9 protein-coding genes are annotated in these 11,217 nt (G+C 40.5%); 3 read left to right on the top strand and 6 right to left on the bottom strand.

Annotation, left to right across the window (positions count from 1 at the left end; translation table 11 throughout):
* The 4 genes from MTBBW1_RS07070 to MTBBW1_RS07085 all read right to left on the bottom strand — a co-directional run.
* A partial coding sequence (locus MTBBW1_RS07070) for a PAS domain S-box protein (RefSeq protein ID WP_139786710.1) occupies positions 1 to 288 on the bottom strand: 288 nt, incomplete at its 3' end.
* A 167-nt stretch (positions 289 to 455) separates the two neighbouring features.
* Positions 456 to 1,412, bottom strand: coding sequence for a response regulator transcription factor (locus MTBBW1_RS07075; RefSeq protein ID WP_080801234.1), 957 nt, complete (start codon positions 1,410 to 1,412; stop codon positions 456 to 458).
* 207 nt (positions 1,413 to 1,619) lie between these two features.
* Positions 1,620 to 3,452 (bottom strand): hybrid sensor histidine kinase/response regulator, encoded by a 1,833-nt coding sequence (locus MTBBW1_RS07080; RefSeq protein ID WP_080801236.1) that lies wholly within the window; start codon positions 3,450 to 3,452, stop codon positions 1,620 to 1,622.
* 8 nt (positions 3,453 to 3,460) lie between these two features.
* Positions 3,461 to 4,507: a transporter substrate-binding domain-containing protein gene (locus tag MTBBW1_RS07085; protein ID WP_080801238.1), complete on the bottom strand. Its 1,047-nt coding sequence runs from the start codon at positions 4,505 to 4,507 to the stop codon at positions 3,461 to 3,463.
* 253 nt (positions 4,508 to 4,760) lie between these two features.
* On the opposite strand from MTBBW1_RS07085, the gene MTBBW1_RS29425 reads away from it, so the two are divergent.
* Entirely contained in the window at positions 4,761 to 5,576 is an 816-nt protein-coding gene (locus tag MTBBW1_RS29425; protein ID WP_080801241.1) for a HEAT repeat domain-containing protein, read from the top strand.
* A 157-nt stretch (positions 5,577 to 5,733) separates the two neighbouring features.
* Here the strand turns inward: MTBBW1_RS29425 and MTBBW1_RS07095 are convergent, their stop codons facing one another.
* The gene (locus MTBBW1_RS07095; RefSeq protein ID WP_245809292.1) at positions 5,734 to 6,357 is read right to left on the bottom strand and encodes a LysE/ArgO family amino acid transporter; all 624 of its coding nucleotides are present in this window, start codon (positions 6,355 to 6,357) and stop codon (positions 5,734 to 5,736) included.
* 286 nt (positions 6,358 to 6,643) lie between these two features.
* On the opposite strand from MTBBW1_RS07095, the gene MTBBW1_RS07100 reads away from it, so the two are divergent.
* Together MTBBW1_RS07100 and MTBBW1_RS07105 are read left to right on the top strand one after the other, a co-directional pair.
* The gene (locus tag MTBBW1_RS07100) at positions 6,644 to 7,537 is read left to right on the top strand and encodes a LysR family transcriptional regulator ArgP (RefSeq protein ID WP_080801244.1); all 894 of its coding nucleotides are present in this window, start codon (positions 6,644 to 6,646) and stop codon (positions 7,535 to 7,537) included.
* 467 nt (positions 7,538 to 8,004) lie between these two features.
* The gene (locus tag MTBBW1_RS07105; protein WP_080801246.1) at positions 8,005 to 9,576 is read left to right on the top strand and encodes a methylenetetrahydrofolate reductase C-terminal domain-containing protein; all 1,572 of its coding nucleotides are present in this window, start codon (positions 8,005 to 8,007) and stop codon (positions 9,574 to 9,576) included.
* On the opposite strand, the gene MTBBW1_RS07110 is transcribed toward MTBBW1_RS07105, so the two are convergent.
* Positions 9,573 to 10,904, bottom strand: coding sequence for a pyridoxal phosphate-dependent aminotransferase (locus MTBBW1_RS07110; RefSeq protein ID WP_080801249.1), 1,332 nt, complete (start codon positions 10,902 to 10,904; stop codon positions 9,573 to 9,575). The two genes, MTBBW1_RS07105 and MTBBW1_RS07110, sit on opposite strands and share 4 nt — an antisense overlap.
* Positions 10,905 to 11,217: the final 313 nt, after the last annotated feature.

Raw genomic sequence — 11,217 nt, forward strand, 5'->3', positions numbered from 1 at the left:
ATAGCGACGACCAAGGCCTGGAGAGAGAAACCATTTGCTGAATTTTACAACCTCTCCATCCATACAGCGATTGATTCGCTCCTTTGCAGCAGCATCAAGAACACTTTCATCCAGAATCTCAGTAATGGACTTTCCAATAACTTCATCCCTGCTCATATCAAGAAAAACTTCACAATTTCTGTTCAGCATCAAAAACCTGTATTCATTGTCTATAAGACACATGGGTTCATCAACTGAGTGTACAATGGTTTCATAGAGCTTAATTTTTTCCATTAGAGTCTGCTGCATTGTGTCAATCTCCGGAAGAACATTTACTGCATAAGGGCAATGTACTGCATAACGGCAATGGCGTATGGTCGTTACAATCTAATGCATTGCGTCTCTACCGTTGGGTTATTTTGCCATTGAAAAAGTGTAAACAGGCAAATGAAGGATGCCCAATATCAATGCAAAAATTACCTATCAAAAGAATTGAGGTATATCTCAAGATTAATACCTGTATTCAGTATATTCATTTTTTTGCGGATATGATTGCGGTAAGTGGCAATGGATGCAGGGGATAGATTAAGAAGATCTGATATCTCCTTGGTAGTTTTTCCATGACGGATAAATTCAGCAACCCTTATCTCCCTTGGAGTTAAAAACATGTATTTTGCAGAAAGAGAGCTTGATGCCGGAGAGATAAGCTCCAGCAGCGTTCTTCTGAGCATCCCAAGGGTTGTCATGATATCATCATGATCCTGCTGCTGGGTCATGATGTCAATATAAGGCAGAGCATACTTTCTTATATTTTGAAGACACTCCTCTTCAATGGCTTTTTTTTCTGTTTTCCGGTTTTCAAGCAAGGTAGTCAGCATTTTGTTGGATTCGGTTAAAACAGATGCCTGTTCAAGAAGTTTTCTCTCTGCCCCTTTACGTGATTCAATTTCATCCATAAGAGCCTGTGTTCGCTCCCTTACTTTTTTTTCCAGATCACGGTTAAGTTGCGCAACTTCTTTATCCATCCTTGCCTTACACATGGATATCTCCACAACAGCCTTGAGATCGGTACTTTTACATGGTTTCATCAGATAACCAAGGGGTTTTACAAGCTTTGCCCTGTCAAGAACATCCTGATCTGAATAGGCTGTTAAAAACACTACAGGAACATCAAAAACTCTTTTCAGTTCCATGGCAGTGTCAATACCGTCCATATCGCCCTTGATACGAATATCCATAAGTGCAAGGTCAGGCAAATTAGATGCTGCCGACTCAATGGCAGCATTACCGGAATCAACATTGCCGGAAATAGTGTACCCAAGTGAAATCAGGGATTCCTCAATGGAAAGTGCAACAACCCTCTCATCTTCAACCAGAAGAATTTTTATATGTTCACCGTGCTTAGTGTGGCTATTTATTGCAATTTTGTCCATTTATGTTGCTTTTTACCGTATCAAAGTTTCCAAATTACATTTTATCATGGTAGTTATAATCCAACAGGCACAAAATGGAAAGAATGAAATAGTATGACAATAATATGTATATAAACATCACACTCCAATAAAAAAACATATTTATATAGCTACATAAGGGAACTTTCATACTCAAAATCGATATCTTATTTTTTTTCATTTATTAAATTATTCATCAAGAACTTGCCGAACCATGGAGACAAGGGAGTGTATTGAAAAGGGTTTCTGTAGCAACTGCACATCATTTTGAAGAATTCCCCGGTCAAAAATAACATTTGCAGTGTAGCCTGACATGAAAAGCACCTTTATATCAGGCTTAACTCTTATAATTTGCTCTCTTAACTCCTTGCCGTTCATTTCGGGCAGAACTACATCACTTAGTAAAAGATGAATTGGCTCTTCGTATTTTTCTATAATCCTGAGTGCCTCAGATGGAGTGTCGGCCGTCAAGACATTATATCCAAACTGTTTTAATACATCTTCACTTAAGTTGAGTATAGCTTCCTCATCCTCCACAACAAGAATGGTCTCATAGCCTTTGATGCCATGTTGAATTTCCTGAGAATTTTCCTTTTTAACAACTTCCTGTGTCATGGGAAGATAAATCTTAAAGGTGGTGCCAAACCCCTGCTCACTATATACATTGATAAACCCTCTGTTCTGCTTGACTATACCATATACAGTAGCCAACCCAAGGCCGGTTCCCTCATTTGACTGTTTTGTTGTAAAAAATGGTTCAAAGACATTACTCAATGTCTCTTTATCCATGCCGATTCCGTTGTCAGTCAATACAATCATGATGTATTTTCCAGAGAGAGCATCAGGATGCTTTTTGCAGTATTTTTCATCTATTATAACATTTTGCGTTTCAATAGTGACTTTACCAACCCCATCAATTGCATCACGGGCATTTATGGTAAGGTTAATAAGGATCTGGTCAATCTGAGCAGTGTCAATTTTTACATTCCACAGATCTTTCCCGGGTATCCATAGAAGCTCAATCTCTTCCCCTATGAGACGCACGAGCATTTTCAGCATTCCGGAGAGGGTTTCATTAAGATCAATAACCCTTGGAAGAGCAGACTGTTTCCTGGCAAAAGCAAGCAGTTGCTTAGTCAACTCGGAAGATCGACTTGCTGCTCTCATGATCTGTTCAAGGTTGCCTGAAAGAGAGGTGTCAGATTCAACTTGGGCCATGGCAAGTTCAGTGTGCCCAAGAATAACTCCAAGCATATTGTTAAAGTCATGGGTAACCCCGCCTGCAAGACGGCCAATTGATTCAAGATTCAAAGCCTGCTGAAGCTGATTTTTGATTTTCATCTGCTCACTGATATCAGTCAGATTTACAACCATTCCAGTGCCCTGGTCATCTGTTCCCTTTATAATTGCAGCACTGACATTAACATCAAGCTCAGCACCCTTTTTCGTCAATCTTCTGGTGAGAAACCTCACAGGTTTTCCAGAATCAAATATCTCTTTTATCCTGGCAGAAGTCAGCTCCTTCTGATCCTCCGGAACAAATGGAATCTTTTTGCCCTTTAGTTCTTCAAGTGACCATCCAAATATTTCGCTGAATGCAGGATTGATATATATGGGGTGCCCTGATATATCATAAACAACAACAGGGTCGGGATTGGCTTCGAGAATTGCCCGAAGTCTCTGATCTGCATCCTTTCGTTCTGTTATATCTGTCAGGGAGCCAACAAGAGCGACAATCTGACCATCTTTAAAAACAGGTGCTTCTCTGACCTCCACAGTTATTTTCTTTCCCTTTTTACCCATGAGTTCCAGTTCATAGGGGGGCTGGCGTTTTCCTGTTTTTAAAGTACGGTCAGTTAATTCAAGCCCTCTTTGATTAACGGGACTGTCTGTTGCAAAATCAGTCCACCGCACCATGGCCTCTTCTGGTTCGCACTCTAAAAACTCCCTGCATTGGGGACTGATATATGTAATCTCGTGATCCACTGTATGGGAATAAAAAAGATTAGTACTGTTTTCCACAATACTTCTTAACTTTTCATCACTCTCACGAAGGGATTGCTCTGCTTTTCTCCTTTCAAGAATCTCTTTTTGCAGTCTGCGATTCCATCTGAAAAATAAAAAAACACAATAGCAACAAAAAAAACGGTACCCAGTGACCAGCGCCAGACAAGAGCTATATCCACACCAGGTTCATATTTTGTTTTGATCCACTTCAGGCTTATCCTGTCCTTTTCATCCTGGGAAAAGGAGTCCACTGTTTTTGTGATAATTCCATGAAAAACAGGCCAGTCATTACGAACAGCCATGGCCAACTGGCTTCCTTCCCAGTTGATGGGAGCAGCAATTTTCAGGTTGGTCAATCCTTTCTGGTGGATAAAATAACTTGCCACTGCAAGGTTAACTATGCAGGCATCTGCCTGACCCAAAGATACATTTTCGAGATTCTCATCAACCCTGCCTGTAAAAACATAATTTACATCAAGATCAGGGTAGTCATTCTGTATTCTGCTGTAAACAATCAAATGCTTTACAACAGCAAGGCGTTTGCCTGCAAGATCTTCAACTCCTCCGATAATGGGAGCATCATCACGGGTTATGATCACCATTGGATAAATCAGATAAGGATTTGTAAAAAGTAGAAATTCCGATCGCTCAGGAGTTTGGGAAAGGCAGGGGAAAAAGTCAATTTCACCTGACTTTCCAAGTTCCAGAGCCTTATTAAAAGGGATGTCGTAAACAACCTGCATCTCAACATTAAGCTTTCGGGATATGAGATCTATGTAATCAGAAACCATGCCCCTGAAAACAGGCTTACCATCTTTTTCATCAACCCACATATAAGGTGGAAATGCGACACCAACTCCGACTTTTATGGTTTTATGCTCTTCAAGCCACAGTTGCTCTTCACTGGACAGTTTTATCGATTCTTGAATGGATAATTTTATTGGCTCTGCATTGGATAGTTTTATTGCATCTTCTTCATTGGCTAATTTTATTCCGGTTGCATTTACACCAACAGCCAGAACGGTCACAAACAAAATCATTCCCGAAATAAAACCTGTGAAAAAATTCAATTGCTCTCCAATCTGTTTTAATATAGTTAAGCAACATTATAACCATTGATTCGCTTATTTTTATGTAAGTGATTGATTTTATAATTAGTAATAAAATTATTATCAAAAAACATAACAATTTCATCTTTCATTACAGTACTTTATAAAAATGAGCAAAAAGAGGGTTCTAACAGTGAGTACTTAATAAAGGTGTTGACTTTGAAAATATACAATTATTTTTTTTAAACCACATAATTTAAAAAAAGGCTACACAATGACACAGAAAAAATACAAAAATCCAGTGGCAAAATTGCTTGAACATGGTGACATAAGAGGAAGAAATAAATGGCCTGACTATATTAATCAATATGGTTTCACCAATCACCATATTCCAGAGCTGATTGAAATGGCAATAGATGAAACACTGAACCTTGGTGATCCGGACAGTGATGAAGTCTGGGCACCACTTCATGCCTGGCGAACTTTGGGACAACTGCGTGCAGAAGAGGCGATAGAACCTTTGATGAATCTTTTTCACATGCTTGACGATGATGACTGGAGCCGTGAAGAACTTCCCGAAATATATCAAATGATAGGCCCAAAATCAATTCCTGCACTGGAGAAATTCATTCATGATGATACTAACAACAGCTATGCCCGTACAACTGCTGCACACGCCCTGGAAAAAATTGCCCAAAGCTTTCCTGAAGCAAAAAAGCAGTGCCAGAACATTCTAACAGAAACCCTCAAGCATTTTAAGGATAACGATATTGAGTTAAACTCATTAGTGATCCATTATCTTGTTGAAATGCATGCTGTGGATGCTCTGCCAATAATAAGAAAAGCTTTTGAAAACGATATGGTAGATGAAATGGTAAGAGGGGATTTGGAAGATATTGAGATAGACCTTGGTGTAAGGGAAAAAAGATCCAAGCCACGAGCTAAATTTTCTTTTTTCAAAGCACAAAAAAAGATTAAGAACAAAATCAAAAGCAAGCAAGTCATAAATCATGACACAACAGGCAGAAACGATCCATGCCCCTGTGGAAGTGGTAAAAAATATAAAAAATGTTGTCTTAACAAAAATTGAAAAGTGTAGGGGCAGAATCCATTTCTGCCCCCATTGGGGCCGGATATTGAATCTGCCATGTACGTTTATATGAAAGTCTCTGTAACAGCCTGTTTTAAAAATGACTTTCACTCCTTCGATTGTGGCGGATATCCGCCATGTACGTTATACAAAAATCTCAAATAATAAGAGAGACTCCCACAAAAATCATGGTGGCACAGACAAAGCTGTCCAGTATCTGCCATGACACAGTTTTCTGGAACATTGGCTTTAACAATCTTCCGCCAAAACTTAACATGAAAAACCATACAAACGATGCAGACATGGCACCGGCTGCAAACAGAAATTTCTCTCCATCTGGAAACTGACTGCCAATTGTACCAATTAAAAGAACTGTGTCAATATAGACATGGGGGTTAAGAAAGGTAAGAGCAAGGGTGGTTGCAACTGCTTTGCCAACTGTTGATGTCTCTCTATTACTCTCCTCAAGGGTGCCTGGCCTGAAAACCGATTGAAGTGACTTGAATCCATACCAAAAAAGAAAAGCTGCTCCGCCCCATGCTACATATCTTGTGAATTCAGGATAATCTGAAACAATAGTGCCCATACCAGCAACTCCGGCAGAAATAAGCAGGGCATCACATACTGCACATATAAGCGGTATTATAAGCCAATGCTGACGTTTAATTCCCTGTGTAAGAACAAATGCATTCTGGGCTCCAATGGCAATGATAAGCCCTGCACTCACAACAAATCCTTTGAAAAATACCAGTATCATCTCTTTTACCTTTCCTGTTTTCAAGATGTATGACTCATTAATCCTCAAAATCGACATCTTATTGCTTTTTCAGAAGTTATTGCAGTTGTCTGAACCAGGATAACCAGGATGGATAGGATGCTCAGGATAGATAATCCTGCCTTATCTTGTTAATCTTGGGAATCCTGATTCAGACAGTGTTGACAAGGCTTACAAGATCATAGGTGTCAACTTTGAGTTAATCTCTTGTCAAAAATTTATAGAACAGAAAAGATGATCAAGTAAAATTAATTGTTTTTATATCTCATTAATTTTGCTAATAATAAAAGCTATGATTGATTTTAAATTTATGGAAGCACTTGTTGCGGTGATAACTGAAGGTGGTTTTGAAAAGGCATCAAAGGTGCTCCACATAACCCAGTCCGCAATATCCCAGCGCATAAAACAGCTTGAAGAGATGACAGGCCAGATTTTAATTGTCAGAAGCGCCCCACCTGTTCCAACAGAAGCAGGAAAGCGAATTGTCAAATATTTCATGCAGGTACGCCAGCTTGAGCATGAGCTTTTTGACAATCTTTCACAATCTTCGGATCGTCAGTTCCTAAACTTTCCCATAGGTATAAATGCTGACACCCTTGCCACATGGTTTCTGGATGTTGTGATTCCTTTTCTTGAAAATGAGCGTGTCACCATTGATATTCGAGTGGATGACCAGGAACAGACCCATCGCATGCTTAAAGATGGCGAAGTATTTGGCTGTATCAGCTCAAAAAAAGTCACTGTACAGGGATGCAGAAGTCAACTTATAGGTTACATGAACTACAGGATGGTTGCAGCTCCCGGATTCAAAAAACGCTGGTTTGATAAAGAAATTTCACTTGAATCTGTAAAAAGAGCGCCTCTGCTTGTTTTTAACCGCAAAGATGAACTCCAGAGCACTCTTTTGCAAAAAGTGTTTAATGCCCCTCTGCCGGATGATACGCCGATTCACTACCTGCCATCTTCGGAAAAATTCATGGAATTTATTGCAGCCGGAATGGCATACGGAATGGTACCGGATATACAGAGCAAAAAACTTCTGGAAAAAGGCGTTTTAATTGATATACTTCCCCTGGCCAATGTAAAGGTGCCTCTCTACTGGCACTGCTGGAATATAAAATCCAGCCTTATGGAAACATTTTCAAAAGCCCTTGTCTCAGGGGCATCAAAGGTGCTGGAACCTTAATAATATACTCAAAATCGACATCTTATTGCTTTTTCAGAAGTTATTGCTTTTTCAGAAATCATTGCTTTTTTCAGAAATCATTGCTTTTTTCAGAAATCATTGCTTTTTTCAGAAGTTATTGCTTTTATCAGAAGTTGTTGCTTTTTCAGAAGTTGTTGCTTTTGTCTGAATCAGGATAACCAGGATAAAAAAGATGTTCAGGATAGTTAATCCTGCCTTATCTTTGTTAATCTTGGGTATCCTGATTCAGACAGTATTGACAAGGCTATAGAGGTTATAGGTTTCGATTTTGAGTAGTGCTTCTTCAAGTTTAAAGTATCGGGTGACTTTTAAGGCTTTTCAAAGGTTCAAGGCATTTTCTACCCGACAATCAAACCTTGAAAGAACAGTAGGTACATTATGCTTTGTGACAAAGATGAGAAAAACTTTTGATAGTTGCCTGATAAGTTCAGGAAAAGGAAATAGCCATGCTGAGAGTTTTTAATAGTGATATAACAGAAGCTGACAATTTTGTGGTCACCCTTGAACTTGTACCAGGCCGAGAATCAACAGGACGATCTGTTGACACCCTTACAGAAATTGCAAAAGATGCCTTCAGTGACGGCAGGGTTTCTGCTGTATCCATAACAGACAATCCTGGAGGCAATCCATCGTTAAGTCCCGATGCACTTGGCCATGAGATATTCAGATATGGCATGGATGTTATTGTCCACTTTACATGCAGGGACAGCAACCGTGCTGGAATGGAGAGTCGTGCATTGCAGCTTGCACGCCTTGGCATGAAAAACATTCTTGCCCTGACCGGAGACTACTCAGGAAGAGGCTATGGCGGACAAGGCGCACCTGTTTTTGATTTTGACTCTGTAATCCTCACCAGAATGCTTAAAGATTTGAACATACGCCTTCTTGAATCAGGAGACCCTGACGGTTTTTTCACAGGGTGCGCTGTGTCCCCATTCAAGAGCACATGTGCAGAAAGTGAGGGGCAATACCGGAAACTGGCTCTCAAGGTCAGGGCAGGAAGCGATTTTATAATCACTCAGTTGGGTTATGATGCAACACTTTTCAAGGAGCTTCTTCAACAGAACCGCAATATGGGAATTGATCTTCCTCTTCTTGCTTCCCTTTACATGCTAAGTCCCAGGGCTGCCAAAGCCATGAACATGGGCAAAGTTCCGGGCGTTGTTGTCACTGATGATCTTTGCAACCGCATTGAAAAAGAGTGGCAAAACAAAAAAGAAGGTCTGCAAAATGCCATTGAAAGAACAGCCAGGCTGGGGGTTGTACTGAAGGGCATGGGTTACAGAGGGATTCACATAGGAGGAATCCACAAGGATTTTGAAACAGTGGGGAAAATCCTTGACAGGATGGATGAGATTGAAAATCAATGGCAGAGTTTTCTGAATGAATTTACACCAAGCAAAGAACAGAACCATGCCCAAGGTGAATTTACGCCAAGCAGAGAGCAGAACCATTCGCAAGGTGAACTTACACCAACAAGGGAGTCAGGCTTTTATCAGGTCAATCTCATTCCAGACAGGAAATGCCGAAATTTACCCCATGAAATAACCCTAAAAACGCTTCTTTTTGACCACATTCCCTATCGCTTTCTCAACATGGCTCATGGGTTGTTTTTCAATAAATCAGCTTATTCTGCACCGATGTACAAAAAAATTGCAGAAAAAATTGAAACAAAAGGATTCTCCTGGATTATAAAACGCTTTCTGGAAGACCCATTCAAGAAAACCCTCCTGTCATGCCGAAGCTGCGGAGATTGTGGAATCCAGCATCTGGCCTTTCAGTGCCCGGAATCGGGCTGCCCCAAACATACCCGAAATGGTGCATGCGGGGGCAGCAGAGATGGTTTTTGCGAAGTTAACAAAGATCGCCTTTGTGTATGGGTAAGATCGTGGATACGCCTTTCACGTGCAGGTTCACAGGAAAAATTTACAAGCGAGTTTGTGCCCCCAAGGAAATGGGAGCTTAACGAAACATCGTCCTGGATCAATTTTCATCTCGGCAGGGATCATCAAGGCTAATCACTGTAGTCTCTGCCAAACTGCTCAAGTCTTACCTTTAAGGTATCAAACTCATCGCTTCCTATCTGGGACATACAGACGCGCATGCCTTCACGTTCACTTCCGGTTCCTGAAAGGGCAATGGCACTAATGCCATAATATAAAAGCCGCTCAACAAGCTCGGCTCCTGTCATTCCCGTGAACGAGACTGTAAAATAGAAACCGTCCCCAAGCTCCTCATCCAGATCCATGCTGTAAACAATGTCAAAACCTGCATCTTTAAACAGCGCCTTTATTGCAACTGCCCGTTCTCCATAAACTCTTACACTTTCAACAAAGTTGAATTCCCCGTCATTGGCAGCCTTTAGCATGGCTGCAAGACCGTACTGGGCAGAATGTGATGTACCTGAAGAAAACGAATAGAGAATCTTGTATATCAATGTATATCCAAACCTGTCCGAGCCAAACCGCTCTTTCAAGCAAGGGTACCTGCGCTCATAAAGCTCAGGGGATATGGCAAGAATTCCAACCCTTTGGCCTGCATAACTGAATGCTTTTGAGCTTGATATAAGAAGAATGTAATTTTCTGTGTACCTTGCAATTGTTGCCTGAAACGGAGGCTTGCCAGGCATGGATAGATCCTTTCTGAAATCCATTGCAAAGTAGGCCAGATCTTCAATAACAATTATATCATATTTGTCAGCTATTTTTGCAATGGTTTGAAGCTCATCGTCGGTGAAACATATCCATGAAGGATTGTTGGGATTGGAGTAAAGTATTCCTGAGATGTTTCCCTTTGAGCAAAATGATTCAAGCTTTGCCTCAAGTTTGTCACCCCTGTGGTTATAGACATCAAATGCCTCATATTTCTGCCCTAATACGTTCATCTGCTGTTTCTGAACCGGAAAACCAGGATCAAGGAACAAAATTGTATTCTTTCTCTCATCCAGATTTCCGAGCATCATAAAGGTTGCATAGCCCCCCTGCATGGAGCCAACGGTTGGAATACAGCACTCTTGTGGCACATCAACATCCATGAACATCTTTATAAATCTGGATGCTTCCTTCTTGAGTGGCAAAATTCCTTCAAGCATGGGGTATTTTGATGCAACTCCGCTTTTAAGTGCCTCCATTTCACCATTGATACCCACCTCCGGAGGAGAGAGCCCTGGTACCCCCATCTCCATCCTGATGAATTTCTGACCTGATGCCTGCTGGATTTCGTTGACGATCTTTACGATCTCGCGAATGGTGCCATTGCCAATGGATGGCACACCTGATGCCTCAATTTTTCCCCTGACGATTTCTATATCAATGGGAGTATTCTGGTTCTTGAAATCAGTTATCATAACGTTAATTAACCTTATAAATGATGATTTATTACGGCATCTTTCATTTAATTGTAAACTACTGCTTCTTCAATTGATAGTTGTCTGGTAGAAATCCCACCTCATCCCAGGCCACTCTCCACGAATGGATAGGGGGTATATAAATACCCCACAGTTAAATTTTGGATGCCTTCATTAATTTTATTTTCTACACTTTTACGCTACCCACTGCACATGTCATATTTTTGATTAAAAATTTGATTAACATTATTTTTATGCTTTGTCCAATGGAGAATTCAAATATTACCTACTCAAAGTCGACACCTATGATCTT

Source organism: Desulfamplus magnetovallimortis (genome assembly GCF_900170035.1).
Classification (GTDB): Bacteria; Desulfobacterota; Desulfobacteria; order Desulfobacterales; family Desulfobacteraceae; genus Desulfamplus; species Desulfamplus magnetovallimortis.